Raw genomic sequence first — 23,287 nt, 5'->3', positions numbered from 1 at the left:
GGCGCTGGCGCCTTTTGTCGTCCCGGCGGTGCTGGCCATGATGGTTGGCGTTGGGTCGGCCACGTTGGCGACCATTGTCTGGGTTCATGTGGCGATACGCCTGCTTCACCTGGGGGTTTACCTACGCGGCGGCAATGCCGCCAAGGGTGGCAGTGTCAGAACGATCGTCTACGTCTCTGGAGCGATCGTCACGCTTGTCCTCGTCCTTGTGACTGGGTGGGCTGCCATAAATTGACACGTACGCGCGAACCTCAAGCCACCGACGCTTTGTTTGTTTGCTAGCCGTCGCCATCGGCTGGACGTCCGCTACAGCCGGGGCTAACCTCCCGGCAAGGTGCCAGGCGATTTCGAGGAGATGCAGCCATGACCCTGCACGGTGATACCCTGAAAGATGCGATCGGCCGGACACGGGACAAATGGGGGTGGTTCGTCGCGCTCGGCGTGCTGCTGCTCATCTTCGGCGGCATTGCCTTCGGCAATCTGTTCATCGCCACCGTCGCCTCGGTCTATGTCGTGGGCTGGCTGATGCTGATGGCCGGCATCATCGAGATCGTGCATGCCTTCGGCGTGAAGACCTGGAGTCGCTTCTTCTATTGGCTGCTCAGCGGTCTACTTTATGCCGTTGCCGGTTTCTTTGCCTTCGACAATCCGCTTCTGGCCTCGACGGTGCTGACCTTGCTGCTGGCGGTGGCGCTGGTCGCTTCAGGCGCGCTCAGGGCCTGGGTCGGCTATAGCCACCGACCGGAAAAGGGCTGGGGCTGGGTCGTCGCGGCGGGCCTGATCAGCGTGCTGGCGGGGCTGACCATCGCCATGGGCTGGCCGGTCAACAGCCTGTGGGTGCTCGGCCTGTTCCTGGCCATCGACCTGATCTTCCAGGGCTGGAGCTTCATCGCTCTCGGACTGGCGTTGAAGAAGTAGGGGCTTGAAGAGGTAAGCGGCCGGAAGGCTCAAAAAGCGATGGCGCCGTCCAGATCCGAAAGCGGCCTGACGCCGGCCAGCAGCGCGCGCGCCTCCGCCTCGTCGCGCTTCATTTGTGCCACCAGCGCATCGAGCCCATCGAACTTCACCTCGGGGCGCAAAAAGCCGAAGAACGATACGTCGCAGATCTCACCATAGAGATCGCCGGCAAAGTCGAAGACGAAGGTTTCGAGCAGCGGCGCGCCATTGTCGTCGACAGTCGGGCGACGCCCGAAGCTGGCGACACCATCATAGAGCGTGCCGTCGCCGCGGCGAAAGCGGACGGCATAAATCCCTTCCTTCAGAGTCGTTTCCAGCGAAAGCCTCATGTTGGCTGTCGGGAAGCCGAGCGTGCGGCCTAGCTGCTGGCCGCCGATCACTTCGCTTTCGACGGTGAAGCGGTAGCCGAGCAGGCCTGCGGCCTCGGTGACCTCTCCCTCGCAGAGCAGCTCGCGGATACGGCTCGACGACACCACCTCGGCGCCCTCGTCGCGAAAGGCGTCGACCAGGGTGACGCCGAAACCATGGCGTTCGCCTGCCGCCATCAGAAACGCAGGACCGCCCTGCCGGTCCTTGCCGAAGTGGAAATCGAAGCCGGTGACGGCATGGGTGATGCCGAGGTTCGTCTCCAGCACATCGGTCACGAAAGCCTCGGCCGACAGGCCGGCAAAGGCGCGCGTGAACGGCTGTTCGACGAGTGCGGCAAAGCCCAGATGCGACAGCAGCCGCGCCTTCATCGGCGGCGGCGTCAATACGAACAGCGGCATATCGGGCCTGAACACCTTGCGCGGATGCGGCTCGAAGGTCAGCACCAGCGCCGGCACGCCGCGCCGCCCGGCTTCGGCAAGCGCGCGATCGAGCACCGCCTGGTGGCCGCGATGGACGCCGTCGAAATTGCCGATCGCCACCACGCCGCCGCGCAAATGCGGCGGCAGCGGCGCGGTTGCTGAAATGTGTTCGAAAGCTGCGCTCATGCAGCAACCCTACCGCAGTCTCGGAATGACGGCGACCGGCCGGTAGCCGTGCTTTTGCAGAAAGGCTGCAAGCCTGGCGGGGTCCGGCTGCATGGGATCGCCATAGTCGCGCGCGTGAATGCCGCCCGAGACGTAAAGCACGTCGATGCCGTTGTCGGCGGCGCCCTTGACGTCGGTCATCATGCCGTCGCCGATGGCCAGCACCTCGGTGCGCGCGACGTCTCGGCCGAGAAGCACGGCAACCTCCCGCAGCGCTACGTCATAGACCGGCGCATAAGGTTTTCCGGCGATCAGCGTGCGGCCGCCAAGCTGGGCATAGTCGCGCGCCAAGGCGCCGGCGCACCAGATCATGCGCTCGCCGCGTTCGACCACGATGTCGGGATTGGCGCAGATGAAAGGCAGGTTCCTGGCGCGCAGCCGGCGCAGCAGATCGGCGTAATCCTCAGGCGTTTCCACCTCGTCGTCGAACAGCCCGGTGCAGACCGCGCCGGAGGCCTCGAACTCCTCGACGAGCTCGACGTCCAGACCGTCATAGAGGGTGAAATCGCGGTCGGCGCCGATATGGAAGATTTTTCGTGGGCCTTCGGCGATAAGGTCGCGGGTCACATCGCCTGAGGTCACGACGCGGTCGTAGGCGGCGGCGGGAACGCCGATCGCATTCATCTGCGCCACCACATCGGCATTGCGGCGCGGCGAGTTGGTGATCAGGACGACCGGGACCTTCGCCGCACGCGCGGCGGCAAGCGCTTCGGCAGCCGCCGGAAAATGCCATTCGCCATTGTGGATCACGCCCCAGACATCGCACAGGATGGCCGAGTAGGCGCCCGACAAATCCGCGAGCGAGCCGATGATATCAGGCGAATCCGCCATGCCGTTTACCTGCTGTGACGATCATTGCTAGAGCTGCAGCCGACGGTCCGCCGCAACCGGCCCCGCATTAACCGAAGCGTTTCATCCTGTCACCAGCTTTTCGGCACTTGCCAGGCTGTTGCGCAACGGGCTGATCGAAGGTTGCACAGGCAGGAACCACCCTTCTCCGAGCTTCGGTTGATCGAAACAATGTCGCACCGCTGATCACCAGGGCCGAGTGGTTAACGAGCCTTGAAAAGATGGGCCTATGTTGAACGCATTTCAGCAACCTGAAATTTAACGATTTGTGGGCATCTTCGGACCGATATTGGGTCCTGGCAGGGGTGCTGAAGGCATGATCCGCAGATTTCTGAACGACAGACGCGGCAACTATGCCTTGATGACAGTGATCACCATGGTGCCCTTGATGGGCGCGCTGGCGATTGCCATCGACTACACCGACCTCCTGCGCCAAAAACAGAACATGCTGAACGCGCTGGATGCCGCCGGAATTGCCACGGCACAGCAGATCGTCACCGGGGCGACCGACACGGCATCCAAGGCCTATGCGAAGGATTTCTTCGAAGCCAATCTCAGAGCCGTCAGTCCGGCCGATACGGCGCTGACGGTGACGCTGCCCAACAACAACGCAGGTGGTGGCACGCTGAAGCTGTGCGCCGAATTGACGTACCACCCCTATTTCCTGCCGGCAGCGGCCATGATGATCGGAAGAACCGCCGCCGACGTCACAACGTCGGCATGCTCGGAGATCCGCCTCAAAAACACGCTGGAAGTGTCTCTCGTGCTCGACAATTCCGGCTCCATGAGCATCAACGGCTCCGGCACCGGCCAGCCACGAATAGATTTGCTCAAGAAGGCCGCTACCGAGCTTGTCAACACGATGGCGCTCCAAGCCGCACAAATGAGGCAGGTCACCAGGCCGGTGCAGTTCTCGCTGGTCCCGTTTTCTGCGTCGGTCAATGTCGGCGCTCCGATCCCCCCGGCTCCATTGCCGACGTGGCTGGACACGACCGGCATTTCCCCGATCCATCATCAGAACTTCGATTGGTCGACGATGACAGCGGCGGCAAATGCCACCAAATGGATCGAAAAAGTAGGCAGCGTTTACTACCAGCGCGGCACGGGCTGGGGCACTGACAAAGACAAGGAGATGACGCGTTTCACTCTCTATCAGGACATGATGGCAACGACCTGTACGACGAAAAACCCGAACGGCACTTGCAAGACCTCCGTCGTCGCCAAATACGAAGCCTGGAAGGGCTGCGTGGAGGCGAGGCCGTATCCCTATAATGACGACGACACATCGCCGACCACGGGCACGCCCGCCACCATGTTCGTGCCGATGTTCGCGCCGGACGAAGCTGGCAATTTCTGGACCGACACAACTCGCACCAGCACATCGACGTGGGGTTACGCGAACAATTGGTGGATCGATTATTCCGACACGCTGACTGTCCCCAAACGCCAAGCGGATATGCGAAAGTATTTTCTGACAAAGCCCTGGGACGCAGCAGCCGCTGCGGCCGATGATGGACCCAATTCGGCATGCACGACCGCCGCGATCACGCCGTTGCAGGACATAACCACCACCGATGGCAAGAAAATCCTGACGGATGCCATCAATGCCATGGCCCCGACGGGCAACACCAACGTGCCGGAAGGGCTGGCCTGGGGCTGGCGGACGGTGTCGAGCAACGAGCCTTTTACGCAAGGCCGGCCGAACACCGAAAGAGGCAACGACAAAGTGGTCATCGTCCTGACCGACGGCGCAAACACCTATAGCATCGGCCCTAGCAACGACATGACCAGCAACTACGCCAAGAATGGATCGACCTACGCCGCCTACGGCTACACCGGCCCTAATTTTCCGAAGCCAGTCGAGCCTGCGACCCGCCTGTTCGTCAACACCACCGTCGCCAAGACAACTTATACGGCGGCCAACTACACAACCGCGCTTGACCAGCAGATGCAAACGCTTTGCACCAATGCGAAGAATTCGAACATTCTCTTGATGACGGTCTCGCTTGACCTGGTTACCACCAAGCCGGCGGAAAAGACTGCCATAGACGCGCTCAAGAAATGCTCCTCGGATTCGCGCTTCCGCAAGGATCCGACCGACCCGAGCAAGCCGGCGAAGCTGTACTGGAACGCGACCGGCGCCACCTTGTCGCAAAGTTTCAAGGAAATCGCCGACGAACTGTCGAACCTGCGCATCGTCAGCTGATCGGCGCGATCTTTCGAACAAGGCGCTCCGCCTCGCGAGGCGTTTTGTTGCGGCGTTGCTCACGTGTCCGTGCATTTGGTTAGCGCCTGGTGAAGCGCTAACCGCGCAATCGAGCAGTTTCCCCAACCCGTCCTTCAACGTTTTGTGAAACTGTGGCGGCATTGAAGAATCCGCAGGCGGGGCCGCTTACATCACATGCGTGAACTCTGGCGCACATTCCGGCGTGACTTTTGGCGTGACCGCCGCGGCAATTACGCTCTGATGACCGTTGTGGCGATGGTGCCACTGATGGGCGGCGTGGCAATGGCTGTCGACTACACCGGCGTGGTCAGCGAGAAGCAGAGGGTGGTCAACGCACTCGACGCCGCCAACTTCGCCACCGCGCGCCGGCTGGTGGAAGGCGCCACCGACGACCAGTTGCGGGCCTATGCGCTCGACTTCTTCAAGGCAAACCTCAACGACGTCGATCCCGCCGACACGACGCTCAGCGTTACGCTGCCCAGCAGCACGACCGGCGGCGGCATCGTCAAGCTGTGCGCCAGCCTGGTCTACAAGCCCTATTTCCTGCCGGCAGCGGCGATGCTGATCGGCAGGACGTCGGAAAACGTCACCTACTCCGTGTGTTCGCAAGTCCGGCTGAAGAACACGCTGGAAGTGGCCATGGTGCTCGACAATTCGGGGTCGATGTCGAACACGGGCACGGGTGCCGGACAAAAGCGCATCGACCTTCTCAAGCAAGCCGCCAAGCAGCTCGTCGACACGCTTGCCTTGCAGGCCGCGATGATCAAGCAGATCGACAAGCCGGTCCAGTTCAGCCTTGTGCCGTTCGCCGCCTCGGTCAATGTCGGCGCCAGCAACGACAACGCGTCGTGGATCGACGCCTACGGGCTGTCGCCCATCCACAATGAGAATTTCGCCTGGTCCACGCTTAACGCAGCCGACAAATATGCCCAGAAGATCGGCGGCATCTGGTACAAGAAAGGCACTGGCTGGGGTGAGCAGGAGGGGCAGATGCTGACCCGCTTCTCGCTCTACCGCGACATGAAGGTGGTCACCAGCCACGAGCGCATCGTCGGCAGCAAACGCGTGGTCTGCGACAAATATCGCGCCAATCATACATGCTCGGACAGCCACAACGAATACGACTACAACGACACATACGGACCGTTCGCCAGCTGGCAGGGCTGCGTCGAAGTGCGGCCCTATCCCTATAATGTCAACGACGCGCCGGCCTCCGGCGGACCGAACAACACCGGCACCGGCGTCGGCGATCCCGCGACCATGTTCGTGCCGATGTTTGCGCCGGATGAGCCGGGCAATCATTGGTACATAACGCAGGACCCCGACGAGGTGGCCCCCAAGACCTATGGCGCAGCCAACAGCTGGTGGAACGACGATCCGGCGAGCACCACCGGCAAGACCAGGCAGTCCAACATGGCCAAGTATTTCCAGCCACGGCCGATCAATGCTCCGGTGCTGGGGACGGGTGCAGGTCCGAATTACAGCTGCACCACCACGCCGATCACACCGCTGACCGACGTCGCCAACGCCGCCGGGCTGACCAAGATCAAGGCAGCAATCGACCTGATGGCGCCCAACGGCAACACCAATGTGCCGGAAGGCATGGCCTGGGGCTGGCGCACCGTCTCCAGCACGGAGCCTTTCACAGGAGGACGTCCTGAGACGGAACGAGGCAATGACAAGGTGGTCATCGTGCTCACCGACGGCGAGAACACCTATTCGACGGTGAGTTCCGACCCCGCCGGCAACAAGTCGACCTATGCCGGCTATGGCTATACCGGCGTCGGCTACAACGGCACTGCGGTCACCCGCCTGTTCGGCGGCACGTCGAGCGCCATCGGCCAGCTCAACTATTCGTCGAGCAACTACACCGCCGCGCTCAACGAGCAGATGGCGACGCTGTGCAACAACGCCAAGGCGGCCAACATCATGGTGATGACGGTGGCGCTCGACATGTCGACGACCGACGCCGGCGACAAGAGCGCGATGGAGGCACTGAAGACGTGCTCGTCGGACTCGCGCTTCCGCAAGGATCCGACCGACCCGAGCAAGCCTGCAAAACTGTTCTGGAACGCGACCGGCGCCACGCTGTCTGACAATTTCAAGGAAATCGCAAACGAGCTCTCGAACCTGCGCGTGGTGAGCTGAGGGTTGAAGCTGCTGATCTTCCCCCTTGCGGGGGAAATTGACGGCTTCGCCGCTTTCGACATTTTTCGACGCTGGCGCAAAGTCTCCGGCCATCATGCTCTTGCGGTGAGTCAAAACGCGTGCTCGGTATCGTCACCGCCTCCCGGAGATTGCCCGTGCCCGAAACCGCCAACCATCTCGCCTTCGCGCTGGTCTGCCTGGGCATGTTGCTGACGCCCGGGCCGAACATGATCTACCTGATCTCGCGCTCGCTGTCGCAAGGCCCCAAGGCCGGGCTGATCTCGCTCGGCGGCGTGGCGGCCGGCTTTCTGTTCTATGTCGTATCGGCTGCGCTGGGCATCACCGCGCTGCTGCTTGCCGTGCCGTTTGCCTATGACGCACTGCGCATTGCCGGCGCGCTCTATCTGCTATGGCTCGCCTGGCAAGCGGTGCGACCCGGCGGGCGCTCACCATTCCAGGTGCGCGAACTGCCGAAGGACAGGCCGCGCAAGCTGTTCGCGATGGGCGTGATGACCAATCTCCTCAACCCCAAGGTGGCGGTGCTTTATCTGTCGCTGCTGCCGCAGTTCATCTCGCTGGGCAAGGGCCATGTGCTGTCGCAGCTTCTGGTGCTCGGCGCCACGCAGATCTCGATCAGCCTGACCGTCAATGCCATCATCGCGGTAACGGCCGGTTCGATCGCGACCTTCCTTGCCGGACGGCCGCTATGGATGGTCATCCAGCGCTGGATGATGGGCACGGTGCTTGCCGGGCTGGCGCTTAAAATGGCGACCGACGCGCAACGCTGATCGGAGGCAACGCGCCGAGACTACATCGGCCGCCGACCTTCCCATTCGAATCGATCGGCCGAACCCGCACGGAGGCCAGCGATTGAGATTTTCGCGGCCCTGCCCGGCAAAAGCCATGATCGCCGCTAAGTCAGCTCGCATGACAATGATCTGCAGCACCAATCACCCGCTCGCGCAAACCCGCTCTGGCGCAGCAAGTCCAAAACCAAACAGGCGCCTGCTGCTGATCGGCCTTGCAGCCATGGCCGGCCTCGCTGCTTGCAGCACGGTCTCGGTGCCGACCGGCGAAGGCGCCGGTGTGTCGTCCTCGGCCACCGCGACGCTGGCCGGCATCCGAGCTTCGGCCGGACTGCCGGCGCTGGTGCCGGACGCCCAGCTCGAGCAGGCCGCTCGGCAGCAGGCCGGCTATATGGCCTCACGCGAACGCATGAGCCACACGACGGGCTGGGGAAAGGATTTCGCGTCGCGGATGAAGGACAATGGCGTGCGGGGCGCCGCCGCCGAGAACATCGCCGAGGGCCGCTTCGACCAGCAGAAACTGTTCGACATATGGATGCATTCGGCTGGCCACCGCCGCAACATGCTCGATCCGGATTTCAGCCGCTTCGGCCTCGCCTATGTACGCGACGGACGCGACAGCGCCATCCGCTACTGGAGCCTGGTGCTCGGAAAATAGCAGCCAGCGGTTACGGCGCGAGCCAGCCGTCAGCCTTTCGCGATCAGCTCGCCGATATCCCCAGCCGACAGGGGTTCGCTGAAATAATTGCCCTGCACCTCGTCACAATTGTTCTTGCGCAGGAAGGCGACCTGGTCTTCCGTTTCGACACCTTCGGCCAGCACCCGAAGGTTCAACTTCTGCCCCAGGGAAATCACGGCGCCAGTGACCGCCTGATCGTTCTCGTCGGTCGCGAGATCGTTGATGAAGGACTTGTCGATCTTCAGCCGCGCCACCGGAAACGTCTTGAGGGCGCTGAGACTGGAATAGCCTGTTCCGAAATCGTCGATCGATATCTGCACGCCGAGCTTTTGCAGTCCGTTCATCGTTGCGACCGCCAGCTCGAAATCCTGCATGATCAGGCTTTCCGTCACTTCGAGCTCGAGATACCTCGCCTCCAGGCCGCTTTCCTTCAATGCGTTGACGACGCGGTCGATCAGGTTCTTCTCCCGGAACTGCCGCGCCGACACGTTGACGCAGACGGTTACGGGCGACAGACCGGCGCGCTGCCAGGCTTTGTTCTGCCGGCAGGCTTCGTGCAGGATCCAGTCGCCGAGCGGCACGATCAGCCCGGTCTCCTCGGCGGTCGGGATGAACATCGCCGGCGAAACCAGGCCTCGCGTCGGGTGGTTCCAGCGCACCAGCGCTTCGACGGCGAAAACCTGCCCCGATCGCAGATCCACCTGTGGCTGATAATGCAGAGCGAATTCCGACCGGGCGAGCGCGTTTCGCAATTCCTCCTGAAGCAGGAATTTTTCATGTGCCGTTGAGTTGAACTCCGGGGCATAGAACTGGAAATTGTCGCGGCCGAATTCCTTGGCGCGATACATGGCGGCGTCGGCATTGGCCAACAGCGTATCCGGGCTGGTCCCGTCCTTCGGGTAATTTGCGATGCCGATGCTGGCCGTCGTTCTCAGCCGATGCTCTCCGACAAGAACCGGTTCCGCGATCGCATCCCTGATCGTCTGCAGGGTTTCCGAGACCACATCGACATTGGTGGTTTGGTCGAACAGGACGATGACAAATTCGTCGCCGCCAAGCCGCACGACGGTGTCGGTGGCCTTCACGCATCCAACCAAACGGCTGGCGACGGTCTTGAGGAGTTCGTCGCCGGCATTGTGGCCAAACGTATCGTTCACCAGTTTGAAATTGTCGAGATCGATGAACACCACCGTCATCCAGCGATTGTATCGCTGCGCGTAGAGGACCGCCTGGGAAAGCCGATCCTCCAGCAAAGCGCGATTGGGCAGGCCGGTCAGCGCATCATGGTTGGCCATGAAGTGGATCTGGTCTTCCGCCAATTTGCGCTCGATCGCGATGCCGGCAATGTGTGTGGTGAATTCGATCAGGCGGGTCTCGGCATGGGTGGGTTCGCGCACGGTCATCGAATACATGGCAAAGGCGCCCAACACGACGCCCCGATGCGACAGGATCGGGGTTGACCAGCACGAACGATAGCCATGGGCTGCCGCCAGTTCGCGGTAATCGTCCCAAAGCGGATCCTGCAGAATATCGGTAACAATGACCGGTTCCCGCCGGTAGATGGCGGTTCCGCAGGATCCCACCTTGGGACCGATGGCCGCCCCATCGATGGCGCTCGTATAGGCTTTCGCCAGGCCCGGCGCCGCACCGTGACGCAAATGAACGCCGTCCTTGTCGAGCAGCAGGACGGAACCGAATATCCCCTTCAACTGAGCCTCGACGAAGCGCATGAGGCGGTCGAGCACGTCCTCCAGCGGCGCGCTCGTGGCAATCATTTCGAGGATCTGCGCCTGCCCGCTGCGAAGGACATCCGCCTGCTTGCGGGCGGTGATGTCGTGGGCAATGCCAACCAGGCCGAAGATTTCATTTTGGCGATTGCGCAACGGCACCTTCGTCGACGAAAGCCATTTGCCGCTCCCCGACGCATCGACGACAAACTCTTCCGCGTCGATCACTGGTTGTCCGCTCTTGAGCAGGCGCTGCTCGACCAGGCGAAATTTCCGCGCAACTTCCGGGGGGTGGAGATCAAAATCGGTCAAACCGATCATGTCGCTGGTCTTGTTGCGGCCGCTATCGGTCGCAAGGGCGCTGTTGACCACGACGAAACGGCTTTGCGTATCCTTGACCCAGAGATAATCGGGCACCCAGTCGATCAGCGCCTGCAGCGAAATGCGCTCGTCGACGATCTGCCGATTGGCGAGGAGTTCAGTGATGTCCTCATGCGTGGCGATCCAACTGCCATCGGGCATGGGCTGGTTACGGATCTGGATTGTGCGACCATCGACAAGTTTGGCGGTCCAGAGCCGCGAAGCCTTGCCCGAATTGATCGAGCGAGCCGTTGCGAGATAGGTGTCGGCGGCCGTCGCCGCCGTGCCGGCGGCGACGCGGCGTTCGACTATTTCGCTCAGTGTCACGCCAGGCCGCAATTCCTCGGGCGCAATGCGGTAGATTTCCGCATAGCGCCGGTTGCTCAGGATCAGCCGTTCATCGGCATCGAAAAAGCAGATGCCTTGCGAAATATTCTCGATCGCAGTCTCGAAGCGCAGGGTCTGCCCTTCGAGACCCGCAATGGTCGTGCGAAGTTCTCCCTCGAGCGTATCGTAGGAAACGTCAGCCAGTCTTGCCAATGCGGCTACGCCCACCGGCCCGCGCGCCCCGACGGATCTTCTGGATGACTTCGTGACCAAACAGACCTCCTCCGGTTTGGCACCTGAAACAAGAAAGGGCCTCTGTCGTGCCAGACGAAAGTCGACTGACAATGTTACAGATGTGCTAATTCAAGATGAACTGTAACGGAATTGGAGGCGTCAGCAACCAGATACCAAAGGTGCAAATGTCATTTCAAATCAACTTCCAACGGCTCATTATCGATATTCTTTTGCACACGCGGGGTTTTGACGATCATCCGAGCAACAATCATCAGGGGCAACCAGCTTGCTGCCAGCGCTACCGGCGCCCGCCTCAATCCATATGCGCGGCAGGAGCGGCCGCGCCGGCCGGAGCGGTCTTCGGCTTGCGCAGCAGGAAGACAAACGGAATGGCAACCAGCGTCATCACCATCAGCAGTTTGAAGTCGTTGACGTAGGAGATCATCATCGCCTGGATGTTGACCATGCGGTCCACCTGCGAAAGTGCCGTCGGATCGCCGCCTGCTGCCGCCGGCGAGGCCGCCCACAAATTGGGGTTGAACGGGTTGATGAAAGCCGACAGTTCGGTGTGATTGACCTGCGTGTTGCGCACCATGAGAACCGTCACCACCGACACACCGATCGACGAACCGAGATTTCGAACCAGGCTGAACAGGGCCGTGGCGTCGGTGCGGAAGCGCACGTCGAGCGTGGCGAAGGCCACCGTGGACAGCGGCACGAACACCATGCCCATGCCCAGACCCTGGATGACGCCGGAGCTGAGGATCAGCCAATTGTCCATCTGCGGCGTGAAGGAGGACATGGTGTAGAGCGACTGCGCGGTGAGCAGAAAGCCGATGACGACGAGGATGCGGGCGTCGATTCTGCTCATGAGCCGTCCAACGACAAGCATCGAAATCATCGTGCCGACACCGCGCGGCCCCAGGACGACGCCGATGGTGACGGTCGGATAGCCGAAGATGGTCGACAGCATTGGCGGCAGCAGCGACATCGAGGCCAGGATCAGCACGCCCATGACGAAGATGAAAGCCAGACCGGTGACGAAATTGCGGTCGAGGAAGATCTTGGGGTCGATGAAAGGACGTTCCGCCGTCAGTGTATGGATGATGAAAACCCAGAAGCCGGTGATCGAAAGAGCAAGCTCGATCCAGATTTCGACCGAGGAAAACCAGTCGACCTCGCCGCCGCGGTCGAGCAGCAGCTGCAGCGCGCCGACGCCGAGCGAAATCATGGCGAAACCGAAGAAATCGAAGCTGCGGATCCGCCGGGCAACGACCGGCAAATAGGCTGCCATGCCGAGGAAGGCGATGATGCCGACCGGCAAATTGATGAAGAACACCCAGCGCCAGTTGAAATTCTCGGTCAGCCAACCGCCCAGCGTCGGACCCAGGATCGGCCCCAGCATGATGCCGGCGCCCCAGATGGCCATCGCCTGGCCGTGGCGTTCCCTGGGGTTGATGTCGAGCAGGAAGGTCTGCGACAGCGGCACGATGGCTGCGCCGAACACGCCCTGCATCAGCCGGAAGAACACTATGCTCTCCAAGCTCCAGGCAATGCCGCACAGCATCGAGAACACGGTGAAGCCGACAACCGCCGCCAGGAACAGTTCCTTGCGGCCGAAGCGGTCGGCCAGCCAGCCGGTCACCGGCGTCATGATCGCGGCGGCAACGATGTAGGAGGTCAACACCCAGTTGATGTTGTCGGGCGACGCGCCGAGGTCGCCGGTCATGGTCGGCAGCGCGACATTGGCAATCGTGGTGTCGAGCGCCTGCATGACCGTCGCCAGCATCAGCGCCACGGTGATCAGGCCGCGATGCGGCACTTCCTTGAAAGGTTCTGGTGTGGTCATGATGCGGAACTTCCGACAGGTAACAAAAACGTGTACATTAGGTTTCCGGGCGGCGAGGCCTTCTCTGGTGAAGAGACCCTCATCGCGGTGGGACGCGATCTATCGATGTGGGGGTTACATCGATCGAAGGTCTCGACACATCAGGCGCTTGCCGCCCGGAAATCCAAGGTCCGAAGGATGGGCGCCGAGATGGTCCAGGTTCTGGGCAGGCCGCGATGCGGCCCGGTCCAATCCACCCCTCGTTCAACCTGCCGTCGGACCGATCCTGTCATCTCAACTTCACCTCGCCTGCGGCGGGCGTTCTGCCGGGCCGTGTTCCTGCTTTTCGAGATCACGGTCCATTCACAGTCTATTGTGCTTCGCCTGCGGTGGCGTGGCCGAAGATAGCGGGGAAGCCGCGGGCAACGCCGGTATCCACCGTAACCGAGGCGCTCATGCCGGTGCGCAGCGCCATTTTGGCGTCGGCATCGGTCAGCTCCAGGCGCACCGGAATGCGCTGCGTGACCTTGACCCAGTTGCCGGTCGCGTTTTGAGCTGGCAGCAGCGAAAACTCCGCGCCGGTGCCGGCGCCGATCGCCTTGACGGTGGCCTCGAAAGTTCTGCCCGGATAGGTATCGACGACGATCTCGGCCTTCTGGCCAGGCTTCATGTGGGTAAGCTGGGTTTCCTTGAAATTGGCATCGATCCAGGTGTCGCCGGTCTCGACCAACGCAAACAGCGGCGTGCCGGAACCGACATACTGGCCGACCTTGAACGAGGAGGCCTGGCTGATGACGCCGTCGGCCGGCGCCTTGACCGTGGTCTGCGCCAGATCGTAGGCGGCCTTGTCGCGCGCGGCGAGTGCGGCCATCACCGTCGGATGCTTGTAGGTCTCGATATCGGGATTGCCGGCGAGAGCCGCCTTGGCGCTGATGATGCCTTGCTCGGCAACGGCCAGTTGCTGCCTGGCCTTGTCGAGATCGTTCTTGGCCTCGTCCAGCGACGATTTGGCGTTGATGCCCTTCTGGGCAAGGTCGGCGGCGCGGTCATACTGCGACTGCGCGTAGTCGACCTGGCTGGCATCGGACTTTTCCTGCGCCAGCGCCTGGCTGTAGGCGGCGCGCAGCTGTTCGATTCCGACGCGTGCGACTGCGACCGCCGCGTCGGCCTGGGCCAATGCAATCCGGTAGGGCTCGGGGTCGATGGCAAACAGCACATCGCCCTGCTTGACCTGCTGATTGTCCGAGATGCCGACCTGAACGATGCGGCCGGCGGTGTCCGAGGCGATCGACACCTTGGCCTGCTGCAAATTGGCGTTCTCGGTTTCCTGATAGCGGCCGCCGGTCACCCAGACATAACCGCCACCAATGGCCAGCGCGGCCGGCAGGGCGACCATCAGCAGCAAGCGGCCGATGCGGCGCTTCTTGACCGGAGCCGGAGCGGGTTGAACCGGGGGAGCCACCGCGACAGGTGCTGCGGCCGGCTGTGCAGGCGCTTCGGCAGCCGGCTGTGCAGGCGCTTCGGCAGCCGGCTGTGCCGGAGTCTCGATCTTGGTAACATTCTCGTCTAGTTTGGCTGCCGCGTTCATGCTGCTGCCCCTTCCGTACTCTTCAAGGACGACGTCTCGCCGTCCGCCAGGTTTTGCACGATGGTGTCCAGCGCCCGGATCAGGACGCGGCGGTCGTCCGGCGAAACGCCGACCAGCGATTCCTCATAAACTTCGCCGGCAAGGCTTTTGACCTCGGCATAGGCCGCGTTCGCCTTGGCTGTCGGGAAGATCATGCGCACGCGCCGGTCAGTTGCATCGGAGCGCCGTTCGATCCAGCCGCCCTCCTCCATCCGGTCGACGAGGCGTGAAACGCTGATCGGCTCGATTTCGAGGAGTTCGGCGAGGCGAGCCTGGGCGACGCCCGCCTCCTTGGCAACGCGAACCAGAAGCCGCCATTGTGCCGAGGAAAGGCCAAGTCCGCGGGCGCGCGCCTCGAAGCGCTTGCGCATAAGGCGCTGCACGTCGTGGATCAAAAAGCCCAATCTATCTATGCCGTCGGAAACCATGAGCGGTATATATTATAAGCGTGCTTACCATTCAAGGCGCCGCATTGCGCCAGAGCCGAAAAAGAGGGATGGCAGCCATGCAGATGCGGTCACGGCACAGGCAATGACGGTTGCGGATGACCTCCCGACCATGACGTGAATTGCCGTCGAGAACGCCGCGAGGAGAAAGGTCGTCTTGCGCGTCCTCGCCACCGGCACACCTAGGCTTTCGGCGGCATTTTCGCCGGCGGGGAAGGCATCGAGCCGGCGGTGGTTCCACAGGGCATAGGCAAGGATGGTGCCCGCACCCAGCGCGCCCGGATATTGTCCCAGCGAGCCAGGCCGAGCCCGCCCAGCAGCGGCTTTCCACGATGGTGACCTGCCACAGTCGACCAGCGCCTTCGATTTTACGACAGGCGCAATTTCGATCAAACTGGCCTCGCAAAAAGCCGGCAGCATGGTGTGGCCAAATGCGAGGAGACTCATGAACCCGACCGAGAAAGCGCTGTGGTTTGTCGAGAGCCATTTGCCGGAAGCGATCTCGCTTGAGGATGTCGCGCAAAGCAGCGGCGTCTCGCGCTTTCATGTGACGCGCGCCTTTGGCGCCGCCACCGGCCGTTCGGTGATGGGCTATATGCGCGCGCGCCGGCTGACCGAAGCGGCGCGCAAGCTGGCTTCCGGCGCGCCCGACATCCTCGCGGTCGCGCTCGATGCCGGCTACGCCTCGCACGAAGCCTTCACCCGCGCCTTCCGCGATCAGTTCGGCACGACGCCGGAACTGGTGCGCGCGCAGGGCAGCCTCAGCAATCTCGACCTTGTGGAGCCGATCATGATGGACCAGTCCTTCCTCGCCTCACTGCCGCCGCCGCGCTTCGAGACCGGCCGTCCCTTCCTCATTGCCGGCCTCGGCGAGCGCTACAGCTGCGAAGCCAGCGCGGCCATTCCGATGCAGTGGCAACGCTTTGGGCCCTATATCGGCAACATCCCGGGCGAGACCGGCGACGTCGCCTATGGCGTCTGCGTCAATGGCGACGATGCCGGCAATTTCGACTATATCGCCGGGGTCGAAGTTTCGGATTTCTCGGACCTGCCGAAGGAGCTTTCGCGGGTGCGGGTGCCGGCGCAGAAATACGCCGTGTTCACCCATGCCGAGCACATCTCCACCATCCGCCGCACCGTCAACACGATCTGGAACAAATGGCTGCCGGCCTCGGGGCACGATATAGCCGACGGCCCCGAATTCGAGCGCTACGGCCCGGAGTTCGATCCGCGCAGCGGCAATGGCGGGCTGGAGATATGGGTCCCGGTGGCCTGAACGCCGCTACAGCTCCAGGTTCCAGTTCTGGCCGACCAGATCCTTGCCGAAGGCGTGATGGCGCTCTTCGTCCACCAGCCTGAAGCCGGCACTCTCGTAGATGTGGCGGGCGGCGGTCAGGATGTCGTTGGTCCACAGGGTCAGCGTCTTGTAGCCCCTGGCACGAGCAAAGCCGATGCACTCCTGAACCAGCCGCTTGCCGATGCCGAGGCCGCGCGCCGATGGTTCGACATAGAGCAGGCGCAGCTTCGCCACCGCGTCGGACTTGCGCACGACGAAGACCGAGCCGACCACCTCCCCTTGCCGTTCGGCAATCCAGCTGCGTTCCCATTCTGGATCGAAGGATTTTACGAAGGCGCCGAGGATTTCGGCGACCAGCGCCTCGTAGGTTTCGTCCCAGCCATAGTCCTGTGCGTAGATCTGTCCTTGGCGGCGCACCACCCAGCCGATGTCGCCGACCTGCAAGGGGCGCAGCATATACGGCACTTTGGACTCCGGGCTGTCGCCCAGGAGTTGCTGCACCGTCTGCATGGCCTTGACCAGCCGGTCCTGTTCGGCAGCAGGAAGCCGCTCCAGCAAGGCCGCGACCTGGTCGTGCGAAGCCCGGTTCAGCGGCGCGAAGGCCTGCCGCCCCACCGGCGTCAGCGTGATCGACGACTGCCGCGCATCCGACGCCAGCGGCGCGCGCGCAATCAGCTGCAGGTGCTCGAACTTCTTCAGGAGCCGGCTGACATAACCGGCGTCGAGGCCGAGATCGCGGATGAGATCGCTGGCGGTCAGGCCATCGCGATGCGCCAGTTCGTAGAGCACCCGCGCCTCGGTCAGCGAGAAGGCGCTTTTCAGCAGGCCTTCGTCGAGCAGACCTATCTGGCGGGTGTAGAAGCGGGCGAAAGCCCGCACCGCGTCGATGCGCTCCTTGCCGGGTTGATGATGGATCGTCATGGGAAGCCTCCTGCCCATCAACGATCGGTCATTTATTTGACTTAGTCAAGTATCGAGGAGATGCTCCCCCGGTCGTGTCTCAGGCGATGGCGCGGCGGCGCCGTGCGATCAGGACGAACAGGCCGAGCAGCACGACGCTGGCCGCAGCACTGGCGGCGGCAAATTCCGGCACCGGCCGAAAATCCTTGCCGTCGATCAGCAGCGATGCCGCGACCGGGCCGATCGCCAGACCGAAAAGCTGGGCCGCCGGCACCAGAAGCACGGCCGTGCGCGTCTCGTCGNGCGACCGGGCCGATCGCCAGACCGAAAAGCTGGGCCGCCGGCACCAGAAGCACGGCCGTGCGCGTCTCGTCGGCGGTGATCGCCAGCCGGATCTGATAGGGCACGATGAACAGAAGGATGAAGCCCATGATCAAGGCCGCGACCCAGAAAACCGTCAGGCCGGGGCTGCCGGCGAGCATCACGGAACTGGCGACGGCGACCACGCCGATCGCCACGATGGCGAAGCGGTAATCGATGCGCGCCTCGAAGACGGTAGCCGTCATTGCGCCCAGCACCTGCAATGCGAGGCTGGCCGAGACGATCAGGCCGACGCTGCGGCCATCGATGCCGTATTGTGCGCCAAGCGGCTCGAGAAACGCCCAGACCGAGCCGAAGAACATAAAGTAGCAGAAGACGCACAGCAAAGCGGCAAGCGAAGGAACGGTCAGCACATTGCTGAACTGTTCCTCCTTGGGCAGGTCGGCATAGCTATCGGGGACGATGAAGGCGACCGCCACCGAAGCGATGCAGACGACGGCAAGGACGATGAAGCCGCCTGCCGATCCGGCGGCCGGGATGATGTAGAGGGCCAGCAAAAGCGCCAGCGCGCATTGCGCCAGGGTCTGAAGGGTGACGAAGAAGCCGCCGATGCGCTCGGCCCGGCGTGAACGGGCGATCAGTTCCGTGGCGACCGCCACCAGCCCACCCTCGGCGAGGCCTGCCACCGCGCGGGCGGCAATCAGCGAGGTCGAGGTCAGCGCATAGGCGGTCGCCCCGTTCGCCAGCGCCAGCAAGAGCAGAAGGACGGCACTTTTCAAGCGCATATTGTGGGCGGACAGCATCATGGCGATGGCCGCCGATCCGATGCCGATGGCGATCATCTCCGCCGTGGCGACCAGCGCGAGTTCGTCACCGCTGACATGCCCTTCGGTGTAGAGCGCGCCGAGAAGCACCGGCTGCAGCCCGAGAATGAGCAGGCCGACCGAGCCGATCCACAATGCCGAGGCGAGTTGCGCCCCAGTGGGGTTGCCGACCAGCCAGTCGCCGTTCCCGGCATCCGCGTTACCAGCAGAAGTCACGGTCGCCTCCCAACGTCCTTGCCTGACGGCAAAAAAACTGACAGTCTGTCAGCATTTAGAAACTGATACTCGATCATATTCGTTTGTCAATCAGTAGCGGGACTTGGCACCAACAAGGCTGGGGATGGTCTTGGCGATCGAATGGTCTGGGCGATCGAGAGGATGGCGGCATGAACGAAGCAGTGCAGATGACGACCGAACCGAGGCGCAGGCCCAAACAGGAGCGCAGCCGCGAGCGCATCGACGCCATCCTGTCGACGACCATGCGGCTGATCGGCGAGAAAGGCATCGACGCCGTCACCATGAAGGAAGTCGGCGCACAGGCCGGCGGGCCGATCGCCACCGTCTATCATTACTTCCCCAACAAGTCGGCGATCCTGGCGATGCTCTACGAGCGATTCTCCGAAGTGAGCCGCGCCCGGCTTGCCGCGATCGTTGCCGACGTCGGCGGGCTGAGCGACGTTATCGCTGCGGCCGACCGGCTGCTCGACGACTACTATGAGCGCGTCGCCGGCGACCCCGCCATTCAGGACCTGCAAAACGCCATCCAGGCTGACAAGGCGCTGAAGAATCTCGACATCGCCGAAACCCGGCGCCAGGCGACGATGTTCTGCGACCATGTCGGCCCCTTTCTCGCGCCAGAGCGACGCAATGAGTTCGGCCGTATGGTTTTCCTGATCTTCCAACTGGCCGGCGGCGTCGTGCGCATGGCGCTGACCCAGAACCAGGAGGAAAGCCGCCACACCATCGAGGACTACCGGTCGATCATCCATACGCAGCTGGGGTTGTTTCTCTAGCGCCCGATTCGACCCCGTCCGGTCTGGTGGATGAGGTTTTCGAAGCCGTCGGCCAGGTTGGCGGTGCCGGCGGCAACGATCTTCGACAGGTTCCTGGCGCGACCTGGGGTCTTGTTGGCATCGAGCAGCACGGCCCTGCCCTCATGCACGACAAAGTCGAATTTGCCATAGTCGAAGCCCAGCTTCCGACGCAAGGCGCGCAATTCGTCGGGAACCGCAACCGGCTCCCGGCGGATGGTGTCGTCGCCCTTGACCAGGCGCTGCGGCGAGACATAGCGGGTGCAGCGCTCCCGATCGCCGCAGAATATCCAGAACCGCGCCGCAAACCCGTCGGGCTCGATTTCGGGAATGAATTTTTCCACGATCAGGTCGGCACGCCTGAAAATCTCCGGCGCCACATCGGCCAGCGAGGCATGCACCTGATAGCGGTCGAAGGTCTGCGCGCCCGGGAAAGGCACTGCCTTGCCGGCCCGAACGGATTTTCGGTTGAGCTGCTCCTCGGGCGTCCCCCAATGATTGAGGTTGCTCTTGACGATGACCTGGCCGCTCCAGTTGGCACCCTCCTCGAGGATAGCACCGCTGATGCGGCGCTTGGAAATGTCGGTTGCACCAAGATTGAGACAAATCGGAAATCCGCGCGCGTAGTCGACATAGTCCGATGGCGTCACTGTCGCGTCGACATGCAGGACGGCAATATCGGCGTTATGACTTGCCGAGGGTCCACGCATGATCTGCACGGAGTGACCGCGCCGTTTCAACTCCGCCAGGACGTCGAACAGCATGTAGGGGCTGTCCTGGCGCAGCAGGAGGCCCCGCCGGCTCTGGAAGCGGTCAAATTCATGCGTTATGACGGCAATGCGGGCCATGGCCTTTCCTGCATGAGGTAACTCGCAAGGCAACCAACAGCCTGGAAGGAAATATGTCCAGCCTTTCCCCAAACCGTTCCGCATGACTGAGCATTGGGACGCAATTCGCCGTCATTGGCGGCTTCTCGGGTCGCCGCTGTGTCCGCCCCCGGAAGCTGTCGCCGCCTATGAGCGCGAACTTAGCCTGCAATCAGTCGATGTGGTGCTGCTCGGGGTCACGCCGGAGCTTGCCGGCCTCGGAAGGACCATGCTCGCGATCGACGAGTCCACTGCCATGATATCGGGCATCTGGCCGGGCGATACCGCCTCGCGCAAGGCGGTGATCGGCAACTGGCTGGAGTTGCCGCTGGGCGACGAAAGCGCCGGGGCGGTGATCGGCGACGGCTGCCTGTCGGCGCTGGACTCCTCGGTTGCACGGCAGGCGCTGCTTGCCGAGATCGCGCGTGTGCTGAAGTCCGATGGGCGGGCTGCATTGCGCGCCTATGCAAGCCCTCAGGTGCCGGACGATCTGCAGGAGGTCCGGGCGCTGACGCTGTCCGGTGGTGTCGCGACCTTCCACGAACTCAAATGGCGCATTGCCATGGCTTGTGCCGGCGGCGATCCCGACCGCGCCATTCCGGTGCGGGCGATCCTCGACGCCTTCGATGCGCTGTTTGCCGACCGGGAGGCCCTTGCCGCGACGACCGGATGGGAGATGCCGGTCATCGGCACCATCGATGTCTATGCGAATTCGCAGACTGTCTACAGTTTCGCCCCGGCGGCGACGCTGGTCGAAGAGGCGAGCCGGTTTTTTGACAGTGTCCGCCTCGCGCCGACAGGGACCTATGGGCTGGCTGAACGCTGTCCGCTTCTGGTGCTTAAATCGCCGCGGCGCCGGTAGGGTCTGCCGTCGGATCGCGGCACGGCTCCAATTGGCACAATTGTGCTCACCGTTCGCCTTGACTCTCGAAAGCCACGCGCTTATTTCAGCGCCACGTTAGCACTCTCCCCAGGTGAGTGCTAACGCACATCCGGCACCGCCGGATCGAGGAACAGCTCTCACCGTTCTCATTCGAGGAAGAAAAAATGGCAAAGTCGAAGTTCCGCCCGCTTCATGACCGCGTGGTCGTACGCCGGGTCGAATCCGAATCCAAGACCGCCGGCGGGATCATCATCCCGGATACGGCNATGACCGCGTGGTCGTACGCCGGGTCGAATCCGAATCCAAGACCGCCGGCGGGATCATCATCCCGGATACGGCGAAGGAAAAGCCGCAGGAAGGCGAGATCATCGCCGTCGGCTCCGGCGCTCGCGACGAAGCCGGCAAGCTGGTCCCGCTGGACGTCAAGGCCGGCGACCGCATCCTGTTCGGCAAGTGGTCGGGCACCGAAGTCAAGCTCAATGGCGAAGACCTTCTGATCATGAAGGAATCCGACATTATGGGCATCATCGGCTGATNGCACCGAAGTCAAGCTCAATGGCGAAGACCTTCTGATCATGAAGGAATCCGACATTATGGGCATCATCGGCTGATCATCGGCCTCACCGTCAACTAATTTCGGGCTTGATCGCAAGCCCCCTGCCAGGAGCTAAAAAATGGCTGCTAAAGACGTAAAATTCTCCCGCGACGCCCGCGAGCGCATGCTGCGCGGCGTCAACATCCTCGCCGACGCAGTGAAGGTCACGCTCGGCCCCAAAGGCCGCAACGTCGTCATCGACAAGTCGTTCGGCGCACCGCGCATCACCAAGGACGGCGTCACCGTCGCCAAGNGGCCGCAACGTCGTCATCGACAAGTCGTTCGGCGCACCGCGCATCACCAAGGACGGCGTCACCGTCGCCAAGGAAATCGAGCTTGAAGACAAGTTCGAAAACATGGGCGCGCAGATGGTCCGCGAAGTTGCTTCGAAGACCAACGACATCGCCGGCGACGGCACCACGACCGCGACCGTTCTGGCGCAGTCGATCGTCCAGGAAGGCCACAAGGCCGTTGCCGCCGGCATGAACCCGATGGATCTGAAGCGCGGCATCGATCTGGCCGTCACCGAAGTCGTTGCGGCTCTCGGCAAGGCTGCCAAGAAGATCAAGACCTCCGAGGAAGTTGCCCAGGTCGGCACGATCTCGGCCAATGGCGACGAGTCGGTCGGCGCCATGATCGCCGAAGCGATGCAGAAGGTCGGCAATGAAGGCGTCATCACGGTTGAGGAAGCCAAGACCGCCGAGACCGAGCTGGAAGTCGTCGAAGGCATGCAGTTCGACCGCGGCTATCTCTCGCNGAAGCCAAGACCGCCGAGACCGAGCTGGAAGTCGTCGAAGGCATGCAGTTCGACCGCGGCTATCTCTCGCCCTACTTCGTCACCAACGCCGACAAGATGGTTGCCGAGCTCGAGGACGTCTACATCCTCCTGCACGAGAAGAAGCTGTCCAACCTCCAGGCCATGCTGCCGGTTCTCGAAGCCGTCGTGCAGACCTCCAAGCCGCTTCTCATCATCTCGGAAGACGTCGAAGGCGAGGCTCTGGCCACGCTGGTCGTCAACAAGCTGCGCGGCGGCCTGAAGATCGCCGCCGTCAAGGCGCCGGGCTTCGGTGATCGCCGCAAGGCCATGCTGGAAGACATCGCCATCCTCACCGGTGGCCAGGTCATTTCGGAAGACCTCGGCATCAAGCTCGAGAATGTCGGCCTCAACATGCTCGGCCGCGCCAAGAAGGTGTCGATCTCCAAGGAGAACACCACCATCGTCGACGGCGCCGGCAAGAAGGCCGAGATCCAGGGCCGCGTTGCCCAGATCAAGCAGCAGATCGAAGAGACCACGTCGGACTACGACAAGGAGAAGCTGCAGGAACGTCTGGCGAAGCTCGCG

The 23,287-nt window shown here is 62.6% G+C and carries 19 protein-coding genes and 4 pseudogenes; 13 read left to right on the top strand and 10 right to left on the bottom strand.

Going from position 1 to position 23,287, the window contains the following annotated elements:
• Positions 1-37 precede the first annotated feature (37 nt).
• Together X771_RS1000000169370 and X771_RS142020 are read left to right on the top strand one after the other, a co-directional pair.
• Positions 38-235 (top strand): hypothetical protein, encoded by a 198-nt coding sequence (locus X771_RS1000000169370; RefSeq protein WP_023689557.1) that lies wholly within the window; start codon positions 38-40, stop codon positions 233-235.
• Between the two features lie 128 nt (positions 236-363).
• Positions 364-918 carry an HdeD family acid-resistance protein gene (locus X771_RS142020; protein WP_023671535.1) on the top strand — a complete coding sequence of 185 codons (555 nt, stop codon included), beginning with the start codon at positions 364-366 and terminating at the stop codon, positions 916-918.
• A 29-nt stretch (positions 919-947) separates the two neighbouring features.
• On the opposite strand, the gene X771_RS142025 is transcribed toward X771_RS142020, so the two are convergent.
• Together X771_RS142025 and X771_RS142030 are read right to left on the bottom strand one after the other, a co-directional pair.
• A complete protein-coding gene (locus X771_RS142025) occupies positions 948-1,931 on the bottom strand; it encodes a bifunctional riboflavin kinase/FAD synthetase (RefSeq protein ID WP_023689556.1) in 984 nt (327 codons plus the stop codon).
• 9 nt (positions 1,932-1,940) lie between these two features.
• Positions 1,941-2,801 (bottom strand): TIGR01459 family HAD-type hydrolase, encoded by an 861-nt coding sequence (locus X771_RS142030; RefSeq protein WP_023671533.1) that lies wholly within the window; start codon positions 2,799-2,801, stop codon positions 1,941-1,943.
• 334 nt (positions 2,802-3,135) lie between these two features.
• Between X771_RS142030 and X771_RS142035 the strand changes: the two genes are divergently transcribed.
• From X771_RS142035 to X771_RS142050, 4 genes are all read left to right on the top strand, one after another.
• Positions 3,136-5,025: a pilus assembly protein gene (locus X771_RS142035; RefSeq protein ID WP_023671532.1), complete on the top strand. Its 1,890-nt coding sequence runs from the start codon at positions 3,136-3,138 to the stop codon at positions 5,023-5,025.
• Between the two features lie 195 nt (positions 5,026-5,220).
• A complete protein-coding gene (locus X771_RS142040) occupies positions 5,221-7,194 on the top strand; it encodes a pilus assembly protein (RefSeq protein ID WP_023689555.1) in 1,974 nt (657 codons plus the stop codon).
• A gap of 155 nt (positions 7,195-7,349) precedes the next feature.
• Complete coding sequence (locus X771_RS142045; protein ID WP_031203003.1) at positions 7,350-7,982, top strand: LysE family translocator; 633 nt, start codon at positions 7,350-7,352, stop codon at positions 7,980-7,982.
• Between the two features lie 139 nt (positions 7,983-8,121).
• Positions 8,122-8,658 carry a CAP domain-containing protein gene (locus X771_RS142050; protein ID WP_023730457.1) on the top strand — a complete coding sequence of 179 codons (537 nt, stop codon included), beginning with the start codon at positions 8,122-8,124 and terminating at the stop codon, positions 8,656-8,658.
• A gap of 29 nt (positions 8,659-8,687) precedes the next feature.
• Here X771_RS142050 and X771_RS142055 read toward each other — a convergent pair whose 3' ends face one another.
• The 5 genes and pseudogenes from X771_RS142055 to X771_RS1000000169365 all read right to left on the bottom strand — a co-directional run.
• Entirely contained in the window at positions 8,688-11,306 is a 2,619-nt protein-coding gene (locus tag X771_RS142055) for an EAL domain-containing protein (RefSeq protein WP_023689552.1), read from the bottom strand.
• 334 nt (positions 11,307-11,640) lie between these two features.
• Positions 11,641-13,176, bottom strand: a complete 1,536-nt coding sequence (locus tag X771_RS142060) for a DHA2 family efflux MFS transporter permease subunit (protein WP_023671527.1) — start codon at positions 13,174-13,176, stop codon at positions 11,641-11,643.
• Between the two features lie 349 nt (positions 13,177-13,525).
• Positions 13,526-14,743, bottom strand: a complete 1,218-nt coding sequence (locus X771_RS142065; RefSeq protein WP_023689551.1) for an HlyD family secretion protein — start codon at positions 14,741-14,743, stop codon at positions 13,526-13,528.
• Positions 14,740-15,210, bottom strand: coding sequence for a MarR family transcriptional regulator (locus tag X771_RS142070; protein WP_031203001.1), 471 nt, complete (start codon positions 15,208-15,210; stop codon positions 14,740-14,742). Before X771_RS142070 ends, X771_RS142065 begins: the two co-directional genes overlap by 4 nt.
• A 138-nt stretch (positions 15,211-15,348) precedes the next feature.
• Positions 15,349-15,545: pseudogene (locus tag X771_RS1000000169365) on the bottom strand (iron chelate uptake ABC transporter family permease subunit); the annotation flags it as partial.
• A 128-nt stretch (positions 15,546-15,673) separates the two neighbouring features.
• Here X771_RS1000000169365 and X771_RS142075 point away from each other — a divergent pair.
• Positions 15,674-16,504: an AraC family transcriptional regulator gene (locus X771_RS142075; RefSeq protein WP_023689548.1), complete on the top strand. Its 831-nt coding sequence runs from the start codon at positions 15,674-15,676 to the stop codon at positions 16,502-16,504.
• 6 nt (positions 16,505-16,510) lie between these two features.
• Here X771_RS142075 and X771_RS142080 read toward each other — a convergent pair whose 3' ends face one another.
• Positions 16,511-17,446: a helix-turn-helix domain-containing GNAT family N-acetyltransferase gene (locus X771_RS142080; protein ID WP_023689547.1), complete on the bottom strand. Its 936-nt coding sequence runs from the start codon at positions 17,444-17,446 to the stop codon at positions 16,511-16,513.
• A 41-nt stretch (positions 17,447-17,487) separates the two neighbouring features.
• Positions 17,488-18,786 carry an MFS transporter gene (locus X771_RS1000000169910; RefSeq protein ID WP_023689546.1) on the bottom strand — a complete coding sequence of 433 codons (1,299 nt, stop codon included), beginning with the start codon at positions 18,784-18,786 and terminating at the stop codon, positions 17,488-17,490.
• A 170-nt stretch (positions 18,787-18,956) separates the two neighbouring features.
• On the opposite strand from X771_RS1000000169910, the gene X771_RS142085 reads away from it, so the two are divergent.
• Positions 18,957-19,583 carry a TetR family transcriptional regulator gene (locus X771_RS142085; RefSeq protein ID WP_023682986.1) on the top strand — a complete coding sequence of 209 codons (627 nt, stop codon included), beginning with the start codon at positions 18,957-18,959 and terminating at the stop codon, positions 19,581-19,583.
• Here X771_RS142085 and X771_RS142090 read toward each other — a convergent pair.
• Positions 19,580-20,449 (bottom strand): hypothetical protein, encoded by an 870-nt coding sequence (locus X771_RS142090; RefSeq protein WP_023689545.1) that lies wholly within the window; start codon positions 20,447-20,449, stop codon positions 19,580-19,582. The two genes, X771_RS142085 and X771_RS142090, sit on opposite strands and share 4 nt — an antisense overlap.
• 82 nt (positions 20,450-20,531) lie before the next feature.
• Between X771_RS142090 and X771_RS142095 the strand changes: the two genes are divergently transcribed.
• The 5 genes and pseudogenes from X771_RS142095 to X771_RS01000000165300 all read left to right on the top strand — a co-directional run.
• Entirely contained in the window at positions 20,532-21,329 is a 798-nt protein-coding gene (locus tag X771_RS142095; RefSeq protein ID WP_023689544.1) for a methyltransferase domain-containing protein, read from the top strand.
• A 185-nt stretch (positions 21,330-21,514) separates the two neighbouring features.
• Positions 21,515-21,615: pseudogene (locus tag X771_RS1000000167220) on the top strand (co-chaperone GroES); the annotation flags it as partial.
• Entirely contained in the window at positions 21,577-21,885 is a 309-nt protein-coding gene (locus tag X771_RS142100; protein WP_031196736.1) for a co-chaperone GroES, read from the top strand. The pseudogene X771_RS1000000167220 and the gene X771_RS142100, both read left to right, overlap by 39 nt.
• A 4-nt stretch (positions 21,886-21,889) precedes the next feature.
• Positions 21,890-21,961, top strand: a pseudogene (locus tag X771_RS1000000168315) (co-chaperone GroES); the annotation flags it as partial.
• A gap of 63 nt (positions 21,962-22,024) precedes the next feature.
• A pseudogene (locus tag X771_RS01000000165300) lies at positions 22,025-23,287 on the top strand (TCP-1/cpn60 chaperonin family protein); the annotation flags it as partial.

The organism is Mesorhizobium sp. LSJC269B00 (assembly GCF_000502815.1).
In the GTDB taxonomy this organism is placed as follows: domain Bacteria; phylum Pseudomonadota; class Alphaproteobacteria; order Rhizobiales; family Rhizobiaceae; genus Mesorhizobium.
Note: the sequence above shows the minus strand (reverse complement) of the source record. Positions and strands in the feature narration are given on the sequence as shown.